17 protein-coding genes are annotated in these 18,336 nt (G+C 72.7%); 9 read left to right on the top strand and 8 right to left on the bottom strand.

What is annotated here, in order from left to right:
* Positions 1 to 13: 13 nt before the first annotated feature.
* Together E8D37_RS12655 and metG are read right to left on the bottom strand one after the other, a co-directional pair.
* Positions 14 to 580, bottom strand: a complete 567-nt coding sequence (locus tag E8D37_RS12655) for a hypothetical protein (RefSeq protein ID WP_240770393.1) — start codon at positions 578 to 580, stop codon at positions 14 to 16.
* A gap of 84 nt (positions 581 to 664) precedes the next feature.
* A complete protein-coding gene (metG, locus tag E8D37_RS12650) occupies positions 665 to 2,473 on the bottom strand; it encodes a methionine--tRNA ligase (protein ID WP_136570164.1) in 1,809 nt (602 codons plus the stop codon).
* Positions 2,474 to 2,529: 56 nt separating this feature from the next.
* Between metG and E8D37_RS12645 the strand changes: the two genes are divergently transcribed.
* Both E8D37_RS12645 and E8D37_RS12640 read left to right on the top strand, forming a co-directional pair.
* A complete protein-coding gene (locus E8D37_RS12645) occupies positions 2,530 to 3,249 on the top strand; it encodes a GPP34 family phosphoprotein (RefSeq protein ID WP_136570163.1) in 720 nt (239 codons plus the stop codon).
* Positions 3,250 to 3,305: 56 nt separating this feature from the next.
* Entirely contained in the window at positions 3,306 to 4,664 is a 1,359-nt protein-coding gene (locus E8D37_RS12640; protein ID WP_136570162.1) for a DUF2254 domain-containing protein, read from the top strand.
* Here the strand turns inward: E8D37_RS12640 and E8D37_RS12635 are convergent.
* Positions 4,657 to 5,265: a DsbA family protein gene (locus E8D37_RS12635; RefSeq protein WP_136570502.1), complete on the bottom strand. Its 609-nt coding sequence runs from the start codon at positions 5,263 to 5,265 to the stop codon at positions 4,657 to 4,659. The two genes, E8D37_RS12640 and E8D37_RS12635, sit on opposite strands and share 8 nt — an antisense overlap.
* Positions 5,266 to 6,003: 738 nt before the next feature.
* Entirely contained in the window at positions 6,004 to 7,713 is a 1,710-nt protein-coding gene (locus tag E8D37_RS12630) for a CHAP domain-containing protein (protein WP_168929748.1), read from the bottom strand.
* A 256-nt stretch (positions 7,714 to 7,969) separates the two neighbouring features.
* Here E8D37_RS12630 and pepN point away from each other — a divergent pair, with 256 nt between their 5' ends.
* Positions 7,970 to 10,513: an aminopeptidase N gene (gene pepN, locus E8D37_RS12625; RefSeq protein ID WP_136570160.1), complete on the top strand. Its 2,544-nt coding sequence runs from the start codon at positions 7,970 to 7,972 to the stop codon at positions 10,511 to 10,513.
* Positions 10,514 to 10,643: 130 nt separating this feature from the next.
* On the opposite strand, the gene E8D37_RS12620 is transcribed toward pepN, so the two are convergent.
* Entirely contained in the window at positions 10,644 to 11,054 is a 411-nt protein-coding gene (locus E8D37_RS12620) for a DUF5130 family protein (RefSeq protein ID WP_168929747.1), read from the bottom strand.
* Positions 11,041 to 11,403, bottom strand: a complete 363-nt coding sequence (locus tag E8D37_RS19890) for a hypothetical protein (RefSeq protein ID WP_168929746.1) — start codon at positions 11,401 to 11,403, stop codon at positions 11,041 to 11,043. The genes E8D37_RS12620 and E8D37_RS19890 overlap by 14 nt, the downstream gene beginning before the upstream one ends.
* A gap of 127 nt (positions 11,404 to 11,530) precedes the next feature.
* On the opposite strand from E8D37_RS19890, the gene E8D37_RS12615 reads away from it, so the two are divergent.
* The gene (locus tag E8D37_RS12615) at positions 11,531 to 12,580 is read left to right on the top strand and encodes a mechanosensitive ion channel family protein (RefSeq protein ID WP_136570158.1); all 1,050 of its coding nucleotides are present in this window, start codon (positions 11,531 to 11,533) and stop codon (positions 12,578 to 12,580) included.
* A gap of 86 nt (positions 12,581 to 12,666) precedes the next feature.
* Here the strand turns inward: E8D37_RS12615 and E8D37_RS12610 are convergent, their stop codons facing one another.
* Entirely contained in the window at positions 12,667 to 13,092 is a 426-nt protein-coding gene (locus E8D37_RS12610; protein ID WP_136570157.1) for an OsmC family peroxiredoxin, read from the bottom strand.
* 144 nt (positions 13,093 to 13,236) lie between these two features.
* Here E8D37_RS12610 and E8D37_RS12605 point away from each other — a divergent pair, with 144 nt between their 5' ends.
* From E8D37_RS12605 to E8D37_RS12595, 3 genes are all read left to right on the top strand, one after another.
* A complete protein-coding gene (locus E8D37_RS12605; protein ID WP_136570156.1) occupies positions 13,237 to 13,617 on the top strand; it encodes a globin in 381 nt (126 codons plus the stop codon).
* A 177-nt stretch (positions 13,618 to 13,794) separates the two neighbouring features.
* The gene (locus E8D37_RS12600) at positions 13,795 to 14,751 is read left to right on the top strand and encodes a hypothetical protein (RefSeq protein ID WP_136570155.1); all 957 of its coding nucleotides are present in this window, start codon (positions 13,795 to 13,797) and stop codon (positions 14,749 to 14,751) included.
* Positions 14,752 to 14,760: 9 nt separating this feature from the next.
* On the top strand, positions 14,761 to 15,321 hold the full coding sequence (locus E8D37_RS12595; RefSeq protein ID WP_136570154.1) for a sigma-70 family RNA polymerase sigma factor: 561 nt from the start codon (positions 14,761 to 14,763) through the stop codon (positions 15,319 to 15,321).
* A gap of 28 nt (positions 15,322 to 15,349) precedes the next feature.
* Here E8D37_RS12595 and E8D37_RS12590 read toward each other — a convergent pair whose 3' ends face one another.
* Positions 15,350 to 16,258 carry a thioesterase family protein gene (locus E8D37_RS12590; protein ID WP_136570153.1) on the bottom strand — a complete coding sequence of 303 codons (909 nt, stop codon included), beginning with the start codon at positions 16,256 to 16,258 and terminating at the stop codon, positions 15,350 to 15,352.
* Between the two features lie 160 nt (positions 16,259 to 16,418).
* On the opposite strand from E8D37_RS12590, the gene E8D37_RS12585 reads away from it, so the two are divergent.
* Both E8D37_RS12585 and E8D37_RS12580 read left to right on the top strand, forming a co-directional pair.
* The gene (locus tag E8D37_RS12585) at positions 16,419 to 17,633 is read left to right on the top strand and encodes an acetyl-CoA C-acetyltransferase (protein WP_136570152.1); all 1,215 of its coding nucleotides are present in this window, start codon (positions 16,419 to 16,421) and stop codon (positions 17,631 to 17,633) included.
* Between the two features lie 71 nt (positions 17,634 to 17,704).
* Entirely contained in the window at positions 17,705 to 18,265 is a 561-nt protein-coding gene (locus tag E8D37_RS12580; RefSeq protein ID WP_346763591.1) for a MarR family transcriptional regulator, read from the top strand.
* The last annotated feature ends 71 nt before the right edge of the window (positions 18,266 to 18,336 follow it).

Below are 18,336 nucleotides of genomic sequence, written 5' to 3'. Positions count from 1 at the left end.
CGTCGCGGGCCGCTCAGCGCTGGAGCAGCGCGTCGAGCCCGACCGCCATGGCGGCGGCCACGCGGAAGTCGAGCCGGTCGTCGGGCACGCGGACGACGTAGCGGTCGCGCAGCGTGAGCGTGCGGTCGACGTGCAGGAGCGGGGTGCCCTCGGCGCTGGTGAAGTCGAAGTGGATCGGCAGCGGCAGGGGCAGGACGCGACGCAGCAGCGCGAGGGCCTGGCTGCGCTCGGTGCCGGTCCCCCGGACCCCGGCGCCCTCGAGCTGGTAGGTGGTGCGCAGGAGGCTGGCCCCGAAGTCCTTCTTGAAGTAGCCGAGCGGCCGGCCCGACGCGTCCTGGACGTCGTAGCCGGCCCCGAGGTCGAGCCGCTGACGGGCCGTGAAGGAGAAGACCGGCTGCGTGCGCGCCTGGTCGGAGTAGAAGGTGACGTGCTCCCTGAGGGCGAGCCGCTTCTGCTGCGCGATGCCCATGCTGCGCCCCTCGGAACCGTCGGGGCGCAGCTCGACCAGCTCGTAGCGGTGCGCGGTCGCCGCGAAGCGCTGCTTGAGCACGAACGCGGGCAGGTACATCTGTGCCGTCACGTCCGCGACCCTACCGAGCGGGGCCGTCGCCGGCCCCGCTCCGAGGTGCGCTGCTCCGAGGTGCGCTGCTCCGAGCTGCGCTGCTCAGCTCCCCAGCCGGGCGAGCTCCTCGTCGATGACGGCGGTGTCGAGCTTGCGGAAGACCGGCGTCGGCTTGGCGACGGGCTGCCCGACGGTGATCGGGTGCCGCTGCCAGGACGGCGCGGTGGTGTAGTCGCCGGTGATGATCGGGTAGCCGGCGCCCCCGTCGAGGTCGTCCGCCTCGACGATCTGCGGCATCGGCGCGATCCCGCCGGCGCCACCGAAGGCCTTGTCGACCTCGTTGGCGCTGAACGGCAGGAACGGCGCGAGGACGAGGTTGAGGTCGGCCACGCACTGCGCGACGACGTGCAGCACGGTGCCGAGACGCTCGCGCTGGTCCTCGCCCTTCATCTTCCAGGGCTCGAGGTCGGAGACGTACTTGTTCACCTCGCCGACGGCCCGCATGGCCTCGCCGATCGCGGCCTTCTGCCGGTGGCGGCCGATGAGGTCGCCCACGGTGGTGAACGCGGCCTCCGCCGCGGCGAGCACCGCCTCGTCCTCGGGCTGGAGCGGCCCGGCGGCCGGGATCTCGCCGAAGTTCTTGGCGATCAGGTTCGCGGTGCGGTTGACCAGGTTGCCCCAGCCGGCGACGAGCTCGTCGTTGGTGCGGCGGACGAACTCCGACCAGGTGAAGTCGCTGTCCTGGTTCTCCGGGCCCGCGGAGGCCACGAAGTAGCGGAAGGCGTCCGGCTGGTAGCGGCTCAGCAGGTCGCGCACGTAGATGACGATCTTCTTCGAGGACGAGAACTTCTTGCCCTCCATCGTCAGGAACTCGCTCGAGACGACCTCGGTGGGCAGGTTCAGCACGCCCAGGGAGTGCTCGGTGCCGCCCTTGTCGCCCTTGCCCGAGTAGGCCAGCAGCTCCGCCGGCCAGATCTGGCTGTGGAACGTGATGTTGTCCTTGCCCATGAAGTAGTAGGACAGCGCCTCCTCCCCTCCCTCGGGTGCAGGGTTCCACCACTGGCGCCACGCGTCGGCGTCCCCGGTGCGGCGGGCCCACTCGATGGAGGCCGAGAGGTAGCCGATGACGGCGTCGAACCAGACGTAGAGCTTCTTGGTCGGGTTCTCGCGCCAGCCGTCCAGCGGGACGGCGATGCCCCAGTCGATGTCGCGCGTCATGGCGCGCGGACGGATCTCCTTGAGGATGTTCTGGCTGAACCGGATGACGTTGGGCCGCCACAGGCCGGTCTCGGCCCGCTCGTCCAGCCACACCGTCAGCGCCTCAGCCAGCGCGGGGAGGTCGAGGAAGAAGTGCTGGGTCTCGATGAACTCCGGCGTCTCGCCGTTGATCTTGGAGACCGGGTCGATGAGGTCGGCCGGGTCGAGCTGGTTGCCGCACGCGTCGCACTGGTCGCCGCGGGCGCCGGGGGTCTTGCAGATCGGGCAGGTGCCCTCGATGTAGCGGTCCGGCAGCGTGCGTCCGGTCGAGGGCGAGATGGCGCCGTAGGTCGTCTGCTCGACGAAGTAGCCGTTCTCGTAGACGCCCGTGAACATCTCCTGGACGACGGCGTGGTGGTTGCGCGTCGTCGTGCGGGTGTAGAGGTCGTAGCTGCAGCCCAGCGCGGCCAGGTCCTCGGCGATGACCCGGTGGTTCTTGTCGGCCAGCTGCTGCGGCGTCAGCCCGGCCTCGTCGGCGGCGATGAGGATGGGCGTGCCGTGCTCGTCCGAGCCCGACACCATGAGCACGTCGTGCCCGGCCATCCGCATGTACCGGCTGAAGACGTCGGAGGGCACGCCGAAACCGGCCACGTGGCCGATGTGGCGCGGGCCGTTGGCGTACGGCCAGGCGACTGCGGACAGGACTCTGCTCATGGGGCGATCCTAGAAGGCGCGACAGGTCCTTTACCTTCCGGCTACCGTCCACGGCCATGACCACCCTCCTCGCGGACGACCTGCTCCTGCTGCTGCTCGACCAGGAGCGGGGCACCGTGCCGGTCAGCACCACCGCGGACCTGGCCCTGGGCGGCGCCGTCCTCGTCGACCTCGCGCTCGGCGAGCACGTCGAGGCGCAGCGCAGGGAGGGGGTCTGGCGCACGGACGCCGTCCGGCCGACGGACGCCCCGCCGCCGACCGACCCGCTGCTGGCCGACGCGTTCCGCCTCGTCGCGGAGAAGGAACGGCGTCCTCAGGACGTCGTGGCGCGGCTGAGCAAGGGGCTGCGGCCGCGCCTCGCGGAGCGGCTGGCGGAGCGGGGCCTGGTGGAGCGGGTCGACGAGCGCGTGCTCGGCCTCTTCCCGCGCACCCGGTGGCCCGAGGTCGACTCCCGGCACGAGGAGGAGCTGCGCCGGACGCTGCACGAGGTGCTCGTGGACGGCCGCACCCCTGACCTGCGGACCGGCGCCCTGGTGGCGCTCCTCCACGTCGCCGACCGGGCCCACCGCCTGGTGGACGCCCCCGGGGTCTCCGACCGCGAGCTGCGCCGGCGGGCCAAGGCCGTGTCCGAGGGCCTGGTGGAAGGCGACTGGGCCGTCTCGGCCGCCTCGGCGGCCGTGGCGGCGGCGACCAGTGCCGCGGTCGCCGCCACGACCGCCGCGACCGTGACGGCCGCGACCGCAGCGTCCACGGGAGGCGTTTCCGGCGGCTGCTGAGCGGCCGACCCGGGCAGGTGTGCCGCCCGGCCCACGGGTCCGGGTAGGGAACACAGGTGACCCGCTCCACCACGCACGGCCGCGCCGTCCCCGTCGCCCCGCCGCCCACCCGAGGGCTGCCCAGCCGTGCCCGGCACCTGCTCCGCGTCCTGCTGCGCCCGTTCTGGGTGCTGCCCAGCGCCTGGTGCGCCCTCGCGCTCGCGCTGGGGCTGCTGACGCCGGAGCTGCCGCGGCTGGACACCGACGGCGTCCCCTGGCTCTTCCCCGGGGACGTCGAGGGCGCCCGATCGGTGCTCTCGACGATCGCCGGGGCGATGATCTCGGTGACCGGCCTGGTCTTCTCGAACACGATGGTCGTGCTGCAGCTGGCGTCGAGCCAGTACTCGCCCCGCGTGCTGCGCTCGTTCCTGGAGAACCGGACCACGCAGCACACGCTCGGGCTGTTCGCGGGCTCGTTCGTCTACGCGCTCACGGTGCTGCGCTCGCTCGAGGGCTCGGGCTCGGACGACGTGCCGCAGCTGGCGATCACGCTGGCCTACCTGTGGGTGCTCGCGGCGCTCGGGATGTTCCTGGCGTTCATCGACCACGTGACCGGGGCCGTCGGCGTGGACGCGGTGCTGGAGGAGACCACCCGGCAGACCCGGCGGCTGGTCGACGCGGTGCTCCGGGCGGGTGACGCCGCGGGCGGCACCACCCCGGACTGGGCGCCCGGCCCGTCCTCGCCCGACCCGTCCTCGCGTGGTCACGTCGTCACCGCCGACTGCAGCGGCTACCTCGACGGGCTGCTCCTCGACGAGCTCGTGGCGGCCTCGGCCCGGGCCGGCGTCCTGGTGGAGGTGCTGCACCCCCTGGGCACGTTCGTCGTCGCCGGTGACCCCTTGGCGCTGGTGCACCGCGAGCGCGAGGGAGGGGCGGTGGAGGCCGAGGACCTCGAGGCGCTGGACGCCCTGGTGCGGAAGCGGGCCGTCCTGGGCCGGGAGCGCTCGATGGAGCAGGACCTCGGCTTCGGGCTGCGGCGGCTGGTCGACATCGCCGACAAGGCGCTCTCCCCCGGTGTGAACGACCCGACGACCGCGGTGCAGGTGATCGACCGCCTGCACGAGCTGCTGCGGCCGCTCGTGGTGGCACCGCCGGTCTCGGGGCTGCACGTCGACGACGAGGGCGTCGCCCGGGTGCGGACCCGCGAGCCCGGCCTGGACGGCTGGCTCCGGCTCGCCGTCGAGGAGATCGCCCACTGGGGCGCCGACAGCGTGCAGGTGCCGAGGCGGCTGCGGTCAATGCTGGAGTCGCTGGCGGCGGCCGCCACGCCGGAGAACCGGACCGCGGTCGAGGCCCGACTGGCGGACCTCGACCGTCGGCTCGGGGCCGACCAGGGGGCCGGCCCCGGGGCCGGCCAGCAGGCGGGCGTCAGCTGAAGTCGAGGTCCCCGGTGCGGGTCCGCTTGAGCTCGAAGAAGTACGGGTAGCCGGCCAGCGCGACCGCGCCGTCCCAGACCTTCCCGGCCTCCTCGCCCTTCGGGATGGCGGTCATGACCGGGCCGAAGAACGCGGTGCCGTTGATGGCGATGGTCGGGGTGCCGACCTCGGTGCCCACCTGGTCCATGCCCTCGTGGTGGCTCTTGGCGATGGCCTCGTCGAGGCTCTCGTCGTCGCGGGCGTCCACGAGCTCGGCGGGCAGGCCGACCTCGGCGAGGGCCTCGGCCAGCACCTCGACGTCCTTCCACCCCCGACCCTGGGTGTGGATGCGGGTGCCCATGGCGGTGTAGAGCTCGGCGAGCTTCTCCTGGCCGTGCTCCTGGGAGACCTTCATGGCGATCCGGACCGGGCCCCAGGCACCCTCCAGGTGGGCCCGGTAGTCCTCGGGGAGGTCCTTGTCCTGGTTGAGGTACGCGAGGCTCATGATGTGCCACTCGACCTCGATGTCGCGCACCTTCTCGACCTCGAGGATGAATCGCGAGGTGATCCAGGCGAAGGGACAGAGGGGGTCGAACCAGAAGTCGGCCTTGTCAGCGCTCATGGTCACGACAAGTCCGTGCCGTCCCGGGGTATTCCGTCTGCGGCGGGGTGTTCCGTGCCGCTCTCTGCTGCCGCTGACTGGGCGTGACCCCGCCACACTGCCCGCGTTCGGTCCTCGTCGACACGAGGACCGACACCGCCCCGGCCGTCACCCACGAGGACCGAACGCGTCCCAGCCGACCGCCGCCACCACATCAGCCCAGGTGACAGCCCTGTGCCCCCGGCCGGCCGCTGCGTTCGGTCCTCGTGGGCACGAGGACCGAACGCCCCCCGCAGCCCGCCGCCGCCCCCAGCCACCCGGATCGAGCCGCCTCGCGGCCCCACCCACCGCCGACCGGCCGAGCCTGTCACCCACGAGGACCGAACGCGTCCCAGCCGACCGCCACCACCACATCAGCCCAGGTGACAGCCCTGCTCCGCCGCCGACTGCTGCGTTCGGTCCTCGTGGGCACGAGGACCGAACGCCCCCACAGCCGGCCGCCGCCCCCAGCCACCCGGATCGAGCCGCCTCGCGGCCCCACCGACCGCCGGCCGACCCCGCCCGTCACCCACGAGGACCCAACGCCGGACTCACGACCCACGCCACCGCATCACCGCAGGTCACAGCCCCACAACCACACCGGCCGGTGGCTTCGGTCCTCGTGGGCACGAGGACCGAAGCCACCGGCCGGCAGCAGCAGGAGCCACAGCAGCCACAGGGGCCACAGCAGAAGCAGGAAGCAGAAGGAAGCAGGCAGCCTCAGCTCGCAGGCACCCGCACGGTGGTGCGCGCGGAGCCGGCGGTCACGACGGTGGTGCCGAGGTAGTCGACCTGGACGGTCTGCTTACCGCGCGGGAGGTCGGTGACGGGGAGCCGGAGCTTCCCGTCCACGAGCCGCACGGTGGAGACCTGCTGCTCGCCGTCGGGCTGGGTCAGCGTTACCCGCACGCGTCCGTTGACGGTCCTGCGGCCGTAGGCGGTCACCCCGACGCGCACGATCACCTTCCGCTTCACCACGGTCTTCGTCTTCTTGGTGCCGGCGACCTTGACCGTCCTCGTCGTCACCTTCGGGGTGGCGGTGAGGTCGAGCACCGGCGTCGTGGTCACGATGGACGTCGCGGCGAGGTCCACCGTCCGCGTGGTGTAGCCGGCGCGGGCGATGGTGATGCGCACGCCCATCGTCTTGCCGACGTCCTTCGCGCCCAGCAGGTAGCTGAGGGAGTCGTTGCTCGCACCGGAACCGTCGCTGGAGGTGCTGGCCCGGGCGCCGGAGGCGGTCCCGCCGCGCAGCCACTGGTAGGTGACGGTCGCGTCGGTCGGCCACTCGACGACGCCCTCGCCGATCGCGAGCTTGTCGCCGACGCTGCTGGTGCCGCTCAGCGTGTAGTCCTTGCCGAGGCGGATGACACCGGGAGCGACGTTGGCGGTCGAGGTGGTGAGGGTCTTCTCGGCCTTGTACGCCTCCGTGGTGGCCGTGACCTTCGCGGTGATCTTGGTGTCGACGAGCTCCGGCGTGACCGCGAGCTTCTTCGACGTCTCCCCCTTGATGAGGGTGCCGTCCGCGTACCAGTGGATCGTCTTGTCGCTCACGGCCGGGCTGTAGGTGCCGGTCGTGGTGGTGAGGGTGCCGTCCACCTGCGCGGTGCCGGAGACGACGGGCTGGTTCTTCACCGCGAGCGTGCCCTTGCGCACCGCCACCGTCTTGTCGGTGTCGGTGACGGTGCGGGCGAACCCGCTCGCCTTGGCGGTGACCCGCACGCTCAGCCGCTTCTTCCACTGCTCGGTGGTCGGCTTGTAGGAGGCGCTGGTGGCGCCCTCGATCTTCTTGCCCGCGGCGTACCACTGGATCGAGACCTCGTCGGCGGCCGGCGTGTACGTGCCGGGGTCGACGGTGATCTTCTGGCCGACCGCCGGGGTGGCGGTCACGGTGGGCGCGGTGTCGACGGTGAGCGGGGTGTCGTTGACGTGGATGAAGCCGTCGGGCCAGCCGCTCGTGCCCTTCTCCACCACCCGGTAGTCGAAGTCGCCGCCCCAGTTGTCCTCGGAGACGATGATCTCCGTCGCGGAGACCACCTGCTCCACGTAGGCCACGTGGCCGCTGGAGCCTGCCCAGCCGCCGTTGGCCTTGTACCAGGCCACGGCACCCACGCGCGGGGTGCTGTCGGTGATGTCGCTGAGCTGGACGCCCCAGTTGTAGGCGTTGCCGCTGCCCGTCCACGGTCGCTCGCTGGAGGCGCCGGACTTCACCATCATGTAGGCCACGTAGTTGGTGCAGTTGTGGCCGGAGTACATGCGCCACCACATCTTGGAGCCGGCCTTCTTGTAGCCGTGATGGGTGTAGCCGGCCTGTGCACACGCCACGTACCCCGTGCAGAGGTAGGTGGTCGTGGCCGAGGCCGGAGAGGCGGTCTGGACGCCGACAGCCAGCAGCACTGCGGCCGTGACCAGCGAGATCACGCTCGCGAGCACGGCCGACAGGCGGGGAGCCAGAAGGTGTCGAGGGGGTTGCACGCGGAGCATGTAACCCGATGTCAAGCACCGACACGCCGTATGATCCAAAAATTTCACATTGGTCACATCGGCACCACGCGGGATCAGGACAGTACAACCGTCCCTCCCGTGACAGGACGACGAGGACGGCCGTCAGGATCGCCCGGGCATGCCGCCGCGTCCTCGCTCCTCCACCCGGGGTGGACGCCGGGGACGACGGTGAGAGGATCGCCGCATGCCTGGAACCAACCTCACCCGGGACGAGGCCGCCACCCGAGCCGCCCTCCTGGACGTCACGTCGTACACCATCGACCTGGACCTCACGACGGGCGACAAGACCTTCGCGTCCACCACGACGATCTCGTTCACCGCCACGACCCCCGGCGCCAGCACGTTCGCCGACCTGGTCGGGGCCGTCGTCCACGAGATCACCCTCAACGGCGAGAGCCTCGACCCGAGCACCGTCCACGTCGACGACCGGCTCGAGCTCACCGGCCTCCAGGCCGAGAACACGCTCGTCGTCCGCGCCGACTGCGCCTACTCGCACACGGGCGAGGGCCTGCACCGGTTCGTGGACCCGGCCGACGGCCGTGTCTACCTCTACTCCCAGTTCGAGGTGCCGGACGCCCGCCGCGTGTTCACCACCTTCGAGCAGCCCGACCTCAAGTCGGTCTTCACGTTCAACGTGACGGCGCCCGAGGACTGGAAGGTCGTCTCCAACTCCCCCTCCCCCGCGCCGCAGCCGCTGGGCGACGGCAAGGCCCTCTTCGCCTTCGCGCCGACGCAGCGGATGTCCACCTACATCACCGCGCTCGTCGCCGGCGAGTACCACGAGGTGCAGGACGTCTACGAGGGCAAGTACGGCACCATCCCGCTCGGCCACTACTGCCGGCAGTCGCTCGTCCCCTACCTCGACACCGAGGAGCTGGTGAAGCTCACCCGCCAGGGCTTCGCCTTCTTCGAGGAGGCCTTCGACTACCCCTACCCGTTCGGCAAGTACGACCAGCTCTACGTGCCGGAGTACAACATGGGCGCGATGGAGAACGCGGGCTGCGTGACCCTGCGCGACGAGTACCTGCCCCGCTCCCGCCAGCCCCGCTCGTTCTACGAGTTCCGCTGCTCGGTGATCCTGCACGAGATGGCCCACATGTGGTTCGGCGACCTCGTGACCATGAAGTGGTGGGACGACCTCTGGCTGAACGAGTCGTTCGCCGAGTGGGCCTGCTACCACGCCGAGGTCGAGGCCACCGAGTACACCGACTCCTGGACGGGCTTCGCCAACGCCCGCAAGCAGACCGGCTACCGCCAGGACCAGCTGCCCTCCACGCACCCCATCGCGGCCGACAACTTCGACCTGCACGCCGTCGAGGTCAACTTCGACATGATCACCTACGCCAAGGGCGCGTCGGTGCTCAAGCAGCTGGTGGCCTGGGTCGGCATCGACGACTTCATGGCCGGCCTGCGCCAGTACTTCAAGGACCACGCGTTCGGGAACTCCGAGTTCACCGACCTCCTCTCCGCGCTGGAGAAGGCCTCGGGCCGCGAGCTGGCCGGCTGGGCCGAGGAGTGGCTGCGCACCGCGGGCGTCAACACGCTGGCCCCCGAGTTCGAGCTGGACGCCGAGGGCGCGTACTCGCGCCTCGCGGTCCGCCAGACCGCCCACGCCGACTGGCCGACGCTGCGTCGCCACCGCATCGGCATCGGGCTCTACGACGAGGTGGGCGGCCGCCTCGTCCGCCGCACCTACGTCGAGACGGACGTCGAGGGCGCGCTCACCGAGGTGCCCGAGCTCGTCGGCGAGAAGCAGCCCGACCTGCTCCTCCTCAACGACTCCGACCACACCTACGCCAAGATCCGCCTCGACGAGCGCTCGCTGGCCACCGCTGTCTCCGGCCTGTCCAAGCTCGACGACTCCCTGGCCCGCGCGCTCGTGTGGGGCGCCGCCTGGGACATGACGCGGGACGCCGAGATGGCGGCCACCGACTACGTCGACCTGGTCCTGGCGAACATCGGCGCCGAGACGGACGCCTGGGGCGTGAGCCGCATCCCGTCCACCGCCTCGACAGCCGCCGCGCTCTACACGGCCCCCGAGCACCGCGAGGAGGTCCGCTCCCGCTGGGAGAAGGGGATGCACGCCCTCGCCCTTGCCGCCGAGCCGGGCTCGGACTCGCAGCTCACCTTCGTCCGCACCTGGGCCGCCTCGGCTCGCTCCGAGGAGTCGCTGGCGGCGCTCGAGAGCCTGCTGGACGGCGCGCCCTCGCTCGACGGCCTCGCCGTCGACCAGGACCTGCGCTGGTCGCTCGTCACCGCCCTCGCGGCCGCCGGCCGCGCCGGCACCCGGATCGACGACGAGCTCGCCGCCGACGCGACGATCTCCGGCCAGGAGCACGCCGCGGCCGCGCGGGCCTCGCAGCCGGACGCCGCCGCCAAGGCGGAGGCCTGGCGCGCGGGCATGCTGGACGCGTCCACGCCGAACGAGACGGCCCGCTCGATCGTGCTGGCCTTCATGCGCGCCGGGCAGGACGACGTCCTCGCGCCGTACGTGGCCGAGTACCTCGAGGTCGCCGGCAGCGTCTGGGAGAACCTGGGCACGCACCGCGCCTCGGTGGCGCTCAACTACGCCTTCCCGACGGTGCTGGCCTCCCCCGAGCTCGAGGCGAGCGTCCAGGAGTGGCTGGCCACCACCACCGCCCCGGTGCCGGCCGTCCGCTTCGTCCGCGAGGGCCTGGCCGACGTCCAGCGCGCCCTCGCCGCCCAGGCGCGGGACGCCCAGGCCTGAGCGAGCCCGCGCCGCCGCCGGTCACCGGCCGGCGGCGGCGCGGCCGCCCGACACCCGGGCCAGGACAGGAGAAGACCCCCGGGACCACACGGTCCCGGGGGTCTTGTCGCTCGAGTGCGCCGGCGCGGCCTCAGGCCTGCTCGTCCGCCTCGGGCGTCGCGGTGTGGAGCACGCGCTGGGGCTTGGCGTGCTCGGCCAGCATCGTCACGCAGCGGACGAGGCCGCCGGCGGCGTCCCCGGCCGCGAGGTCGGTGCGCAGGTGGAGCGCCGCGACCTCGATCTCGGTGTCGGTGATGCGCTGGCGCACCCACGACCCGACCACGATCTCGAGCGCCCGGCGGACCGGGTCGACGAGCACCAGGACGCTGCGCGCCGGCAGGGTGAGGTTGCGGTGGAGCAACCGCGCGAACGCGGCGGTGTCGTCGGCGCTGTTGCCGAGGTAGACCGAGAACTCCGCCCGGCTCAGCGTCTCGGCGTGCCGGATGGCCGCGTCGACGTGGGCGCGCTGCGAGGCGGTGAGGTTCAGGTCACCAGTGGGCACTGGTGCCGCCGGCCTCGTCGTCGGCCTTGCCGGCACCCAGCTTCGCGGGCTCGACCTCGGGGCCACCGATCCACTCGTGGTCGCCGGAGGCGGCACCCGGGAGGACGCGCTCACCGCGGGCGAGGGCGGGGCCCAGCACCAGCGCGGCGATCACCAGGGCGATCGCCGCCGGGATGATCAGGATCACGAGGAAGGCGTGCAGCGGGTCGACCGGGGCGGGGTCGGACCAGCCGGTCGGCACCTCGGCCGAGGCCGGGCCGGCGAGCAGGACAGCGGAGGTGCCGGCCACGCCGAGGACGGCGAGCACGGCCGCCGCACGGCGGGCGAGGGGGGCGATCAGCGTCGTCACGCCGACGAGGATACCGGGTGAGGGCCTCCTCACGCCCCACCGGGGCGCGCGTGCGCGCGAGGGCGCGCGAGGCGCGGACCGGACGGGTGGTTCGGCTCCGTGACCGCACCTCTGTTTACTGGGCGCCATGCTTGTCCACGTCTCGTCCTTCCACCTGTCCGCCTGCTCCGACGACTCAGCCGTGTGCGCGTGGCTCGAGGACCGGACCGGCAGCGCCACCGCCGGGAACGTCGGTGAGTGGCTGGTCGGGAAGCCGCTGTCGATCCTGCTGCTGCTGGTGGTCTTCGTGGTCGTCCGGTGGTTCCTGCACCGCGTGGTCGACCGGTTGGTCGCCGGGGCGCAGAACGGCGTCCTGCCCGACCGGGTCCCCCGGTTCGGCTTCGGCAAGGCCGCGCAGCAGGCGCAGGCCCGCGACGTCGCCACGGCCACCCGCCGCGTCCAGCGGGCCCAGACCATGGGCTCGCTGCTGAAGAGCATCGTCACGGGCATCCTCATCGCCGTCATCGGCACCATGGTCCTGAGCGAGATCGGCGTGAACATCGCGCCGATCATCGCCAGCGCGGGCATCGTGGGCGTCGCGGTCGGCTTCGGCGCCCAGTCGTTGGTGAAGGACTTCTTCTCCGGCGTCTTCATGATCTTCGAGGACCAGTTCGGCGTCGGCGACGTGGTCGACGTCGGGGACGCCTCGGGCACCGTCGAGGCGGTCACCCTGCGCGTCACGCGGCTGCGGTCGCTGGACGGCACCGTCTGGTACGTCCCCAACGGCGAGATCCTGCGGGTCGGGAACCTGTCCCAGAACTGGTCACGCGCCGTCGTGGACATCGGCGTGGCCTACGAGTCCGACGTCGACCGCTCCCTGGAGGTGCTGCGCGAGATCGGCGCGGAGCTGTACGCCGACGAGGAGTTCCGCGACCTGATGATCGAGGAGCCCGAGGTGACCGGCGTCGAGGGCCTCGGCGCCGACTCGATCGACCTGCGGATCATGGTCAAGACCGCGCCACTGCAGAACTGGACGATCGCGCGGCAGCTGCGCAAGCGGATCAAGGCCCGCTTCGACGAGGAGGGCATCGAGATCCCGTTCGCCCAGCGGGTCGTGTGGCACCGCAACGAGGAGGCCCGCGACTCCGCCGAGCTCCAGGCGTCCGAGGCCCGCACCGCTGGGGAGGCCACCGACTGAGCCCGGCCCGCGACGCACGACGGCCGCCGTCGCCCCTGGGGGCGGACGGCGGCCGTCGTGCGTGTGGGGCGCCGGGGCGCCCCGGCTCAGGCCAGCGAGGCCGTGAGCGTGATGGTGGTGCCGGCCAGCGCCTGGGAGACCGGGCAGCCCGCCTTGGCGCCCTCGGCGGCCTTGACGAAGTCCTCCTCCGAGATGCCCTCGACGGTGCCGACGACGGTGAGGGCGATGCCGGTGATGCCGGTGCCCGGGGTGAGCTCGACCTCGGCGGAGGTCTCGAGGGTGGTCGGCGGGGTGCCGGCCTTCGACAGGGCCGCGGAGAGGGCCATCGAGAAGCAGCTGGAGTGGGCGGCCGCGATGAGCTCCTCGGGGCTGGTCCGGCCGTTGGGCTCCTCGGCGCGCGAGGGCCAGGACACGTCGAACGTGCCGATGCCGGAGGACTTCATCTCCACCGAGCCGGAGCCCTCCATGAGGCTGCCGGTCCAGGTCGTCGTGGCGAGGCGGGTCGTGGGCATACGCGTTGTCTCCTGTGCGGGTCACTCGGGGTCGCACCCGCGGTCCGTGTCCGCGGGCGGGCGGCTGGGCCGCACCGCCACTCTTCCACGTCCCGCTCACGGGCCGCTCCCCCGACCGAGTGCGGCGCCGGACACCCCGGCACAATGGACGCCGTGACGTTCTACGACGAGATCGGCGGGGAGCAGACCATCCGCGCCGTGGTGGCCCGCTTCTACGAGGGCATCGCGACCGACGACGTCCTGCGCCCCATGTACCCGGAGGCCGACCTCGGCCCCGCCGAGGAGCGCCTGGCCCTGTTCCTCATGCAGTACTGGGGCGGCCCGACCACCTACTCGGACGAGCGCGGCCACCCGCGCCTGCGGATGCGGCACGCACCCTTCGCCGTGGACTCCCTGGCCCGCGACCGCTGGCTGCTGCACTTCCGCGCCGGCCTGGACAGCGTGGACCTCACGCCGGACCAGGACGCGCAGTTCTGGGGCTACGCGCAGCACGCGGCCCAGTTCATGATCAACACCCCCGGCTGACCGGCTCCTCCCGCGCGCCCTGCGCGGTCCGGGACGAGGGGTCGAAGGACGTCGGCGGGCCCGCCCGGTGCGGTAGCGTCGCCCAGGATCTGTGAAGATCGACACCACGCGTAACGCTGGCCGTCTCCGGTGACAGGTGAGCGCCGATCGCCCCCTTCCCCACGGAGACCACACACCATGCCCCAGGCCCCCCGCCGCACGCCGGAGCGCGGCCCCCTGCACGTGGACGTCCCGCCCGTCGAGCCGCCCGAGTGGTTCGTCGAGCAGCTCGCGCAGGTCGCCCGCGAGAGTGCCCCGCCGAGCCGTGCCCGCGCAGGTTGGCGCGTCGGGCTCGTCCTCGCCGGCACCGTCACCGCGGTGTCGGGCCTCGCCTGGGTCGGCAGCGCCGTGCCCGGCGTCCCCAGCCCGCTGGAGCTGCGGCACCGCCACAGCGAGACCTCGGTGAGCTCCTCGCCGACCGCCGGGGCCACCGGCTCCGCCGACGCCAGCGCCGAGGCCACCGGCGACGCCCAGACCTCGACGGACGCCTCGTCGGACGCCTCGACGGACGGCGCCTCCGACAGCGCCTCGGGCAGCCCCACGAGCGGGAGCACCGCCTCCGGCACGGCCGGGGCGGCGGCGACCGGCTCCGACGAGCACGGCACGGGCGACCAGGGTCGGACCACGTCCACGACGGACGCCGAGAGCGGCACGGACGACGACGAGGCCACCGACACCGGGACCGACCCGACGACGGGCGGCTCCTCCGCTCCCGACTCCACCGGCGCGGCCAACGGCAACGGCAACACCGGCAACGCCTCCTCGAACGGCAACGGCGCGAGCAACGGCACCGGGAACGCGAACGGCAACAGCAACGCCGGCGGCAACGGGAACGGGGCCGCTGCCTCGAACGGGAACGGTGCCGCCAACGGCAACGGGAACGCCGGCAACGCCTCCTCGAACGGCAATGGCGCGAGCAACGGCACCGGGAACGCGAACGGCAACAGCAACGCCGGCGGCAACGGGAACGGCAGCAGCAACGCCGGCGGCAACGGGAACGGCAACGGGAACGCGGGCGGCAACGGGAACGGCAACGGCGCCTCGGCGTCCCAGGACGACGTGACGACCGGCGACCTGACCACGACGGCAGGATGATCGGCGCAGGTGACGATCACTCGGGGGGAACGGGGCGAACGCACCCTGGTCCAGCAGGCCGCCGACGGCGACCCGTCGGCGTGGCGTGAGCTCTACCGCCGCCACCACGGACGCTTGGTGGTCTGGCTCAACAACCGGCCCACGGGCGACGCCGCGGTGGCCGCGGAGGACGTCGCGGCGGAAGCCTGGCTGACGGCGGCGCGCACGATCAGCGACTTCAAGGGCGACGACGACGACTTCGCCGGGTGGCTCTTCGGCGTCGCCCGTCGGGTCGGGCTCAACGTGCACCGTCGGGGCCAGCGTCGCCGCACCTCGCCCACCGACGAGATGCCGGAGGCGACGCCCGTCCAGGGTCCCGAGCCCGCGTCGGCCGACCTCGACTGGGCCCTCTCGGTCCTGCGGCACCTGCCCGACCGCGAGCGCGAGGTGCTCACGTGCATGGAGGTGCTCGGGCTCGACACCGCCGGGACCGCGGCCGCGCTGGGGATCAGCAGCACCGCCGTCCGGGTCGCCCGGCACCGTGGGCTGCGCAAGCTCCGGGACGCTCCCGCGGTGGTCCGCCCCGCCTGAGCCGGCGGACGGACGCAGGCCCGGCCCGTCAGCCGGCGCTGTCCAGCGCCGCCACCGACGCCTCGTGCAGCGCCACGAGGGGGGCGAGCTGCTCGGGCGAGGGGACGGTCGAGGCCTGGGTCTCGGTGTCGAAGAAGACGAGCACGCACCGAGCGCGGGCGCACACGACGTCCCCGTCGGTGAACTCCGTCTCCACGACCACGGACGTGCGCCCGACCCGGCTCACCCACGACCACGCGTCGTAGGTGTGCCCGCGGTGCAGGAGCGGGACGCGGTAGTCGACGTCGAGCCGGGCCACCACGACCTGGGCGTCCCCGGCACTCGCCAGGTCCCCGCCCCACAGCCGGGAGAGGACGACGATCCGCGACTCCTGCAGGTACTCCACGTACTTGACGTTGTTGACGTGCCCGTAGACGTCGACGTCGCTGAACCGGACGTGCAGCGGGAACCGGCCCTCGGGCAGGTGCACCGATGGGGTCCAGCGGACGCGCTCGAGGGCGCCGCCGGGCACGCCCAGCACGGGCTCGAGGTAGTCGCGCAGGGAGTCCTTCTCCTCCGCAGTGAGCCGGCGGGGGCGGTCGGCGTCGAAGCGGAACGGTGAGAGCACGGTGGTGGCGCGCAGGTAGACGGTGCGCGTGCCGTCCTCGTGCACGTCGGCGATCTCGTAGCCGAGCGTGAAGGACGCGGCGCGGATCTCCTCGACCCAGACCTCGATGCGCACGGGCCGCATACGGAACAGCAGCGGCGTGACGAACTGCAGGTCGTGGCGGACCACGACGAGCGCCTCGTCGAGGTCGCCCTCCCCCGGCCTGACGGCATGGCGCCGCATGAGGTCGACGCGGGCCTCCTGGAGGTAGTCGACGTAGACCACGTTGTTGACGTGACCCAGGGGGTCCAGGTCGGCCCAGCGCAGGGGGCACTCGTAGACGTGACGCACGGCTCGCACTCTGCCAGCAGACGCCGGACGGCCACGAGCCGGGTTCCGGCGCGGGGACACCGCACGCAGCGCCCACCGGGGACCTACCGGGGAGTAGCGTGTCGCCGTCCCACGCGCCGCGTCCCCCTGCGGCCGCCCACGACCCATCGAGGAGCCACCCATGCCCGAGGCCGTCATCGTCTCCGCCGCCCGCACGCCGATCGGCCGCGCGGGCAAGGGCTCGCTCAAGGACCTGCGTCCGGACGACCTCGCCGCCACCGCCGTGCGCGCGGCGCTGGACAAGGTCCCGGCGCTGGACCCGCACACCATCGACGACCTGCTGCTCGGCTGCGGCCTGCCCGGAGGCGAGTCCGGCCACAACATGGGCCGGGTGGTCGCCGTCCAGCTCGGTCTCGACGACGTGCCGGGCGCCACCGTCACCCGCTACTGCTCCTCCTCGGTGCAGACCACGCGCATGGCCTTCCACGCGATCAAGGCCGGTGAGGGGGACGTGTTCGTCTCGGCGGGCGTGGAGACGGTCTCGCGGTTCGGCCGCGGCACCAGCGACGACCCGGCGACCTACAACCCGGCCTTCGCCGACGCCATGGCCCGCACCGCCACCGCGGCCCAGGGCGGCGTCGACTGGCACGACCCGCGCGAGGACGGCCTGCTCCCCGACGCCTACATCGCGATGGGCCAGACGGCCGAGAACGTCGCCCGTCTGCGCGGCCTGGACCGTCGTGAGCTGGACGAGTTCGGCGTGCGCAGCCAGAACCTCGCCGAGAAGGCCGTGGCCGACGGCTTCTGGGCCCGCGAGATCACCCCGCTGACGCTGCCGGACGGCACGGTGGTCAGCGCGGACGACGGGCCGCGCGCCGGCGTCACCTACGAGGCCGTCAGCACCCTCCAGCCGGTCTTCCGGCCCGACGGCGTGGTGACGGCCGGCAACTGCTGCAGCCTGAACGACGGGGCCGCCGCGGTGGTCGTCATGTCGGACACCCGGGCGGCCGAGCTCGGGCTCCAGCCGCTCGCCCGGATCGTCTCCACCGGCGTCTCCGGGCTCTCGCCCGAGATCATGGGTCTCGGGCCCGTGGAGGCCACCCGTCAGGCCCTGCGCCACGCCGGCATGACCATCGACGACATCGACCTCGTCGAGATCAACGAGGCGTTCGCCGCGCAGGTCGTCCCCTCCTACCAGGACCTCGGCATCGACCTGGACCGGCTCAACGTCAACGGCGGCGCCATCGCCGTCGGCCACCCGTTCGGGATGACCGGCGCCCGCCTCCAGGCCACGATGCTCAACAGCCTCGACTGGCACGACCGCAGCACCGGCCTCATCACCATGTGCGTGGGCGGTGGGCAGGGCATGGCGCTCATCCTGGAGCGGCTGGCCTGAGGCCCGCCCCACACCGGGGCGTCCCGCGGGGCGCCCCGGTCGGGGAACCGCCTCGCCCTAGACTTCCCCGTGTGAGCGCAGGCAGCAGATCGGACCGTGGCCCGGCGCTGAGCGTCGTGCCGGACCTCCCCTCGCCCGAGGAGACCCGCTGGCTGGACGACGACCAGCAGGCGTCCTGGCGCGCGCTCGTGCTGGGCACGCAGCTGCTCATGGACCGCCTGGACGACGAGCTGCACGAGCACGGCCTCTCGCTGGCCGAGTACGAGATCATGGTCCGGCTCTCCGCCTCCGACGAGGGCTGCATGCGCATGGCCCGCCTCGCGGACTCGCTCGCCCACTCCCGCAGCCGTGTCACCCACACGATCGCCCGGATGGAGAAGGCGGGCCTGGTGCAGCGGAGCACGTCGCCGGAGGACGGCCGCGGCATCGTCGCCTCGCTGACGCCGGACGGCTGGGCGAGGCTGCGCGAGGCCGCACCGACCCACGTCACCGGCGTCCGCGGACACCTCGTGGACCTGGTCAGCGCCGAGGACCTGCAGGCCGTCGGCCGCGTCCTCAACGCCGTCGCCGACCACCTCATCGGCGACCACCCGGAGCGCGAGATCCGTCAGGGCTGCGACCAGGAGGCCTGAGCGCCTCCCCTGCACTCCCCGCTCCACCGCGCCACGACGACGCAGCCCCCGCCGGCCGAGGCCGACGGGGG

It is taken from the genome of Nocardioides sp. GY 10127, from assembly GCF_004919085.1.
Classification (GTDB): domain Bacteria; phylum Actinomycetota; class Actinomycetes; order Propionibacteriales; family Nocardioidaceae; genus Nocardioides.
The sequence above is the reverse complement of the archived record's forward strand: the minus strand, read 5'-3'. Positions and strand labels throughout refer to the sequence as shown.

Bases quoted from the DNA above. Each gene is read 5' to 3' on its own strand.
- E8D37_RS12585 (WP_136570152.1), top strand. From the start codon at position 16,419: ATGCCCGAGGCCGTCATCGTCTCCGCCGCCCGCACGCCGATCGGCCGC.
- pepN (WP_136570160.1), top strand. From the start codon at position 7,970: ATGCCTGGAACCAACCTCACCCGGGACGAGGCCGCCACCCGAGCCGCC.
- E8D37_RS12600 (WP_136570155.1), top strand. From the start codon at position 13,795: ATGCCCCAGGCCCCCCGCCGCACGCCGGAGCGCGGCCCCCTGCACGTG.
- E8D37_RS12610 (WP_136570157.1), bottom strand. From the start codon at position 13,092: ATGCCCACGACCCGCCTCGCCACGACGACCTGGACCGGCAGCCTCATG.
- E8D37_RS12635 (WP_136570502.1), bottom strand. From the start codon at position 5,265: ATGAGCGCTGACAAGGCCGACTTCTGGTTCGACCCCCTCTGTCCCTTC.
- E8D37_RS12645 (WP_136570163.1), top strand. From the start codon at position 2,530: ATGACCACCCTCCTCGCGGACGACCTGCTCCTGCTGCTGCTCGACCAG.
- metG (WP_136570164.1), bottom strand. From the start codon at position 2,473: ATGAGCAGAGTCCTGTCCGCAGTCGCCTGGCCGTACGCCAACGGCCCG.
- E8D37_RS12605 (WP_136570156.1), top strand. From the start codon at position 13,237: ATGGACGCCGTGACGTTCTACGACGAGATCGGCGGGGAGCAGACCATC.
- E8D37_RS12615 (WP_136570158.1), top strand. From the start codon at position 11,531: ATGCTTGTCCACGTCTCGTCCTTCCACCTGTCCGCCTGCTCCGACGAC.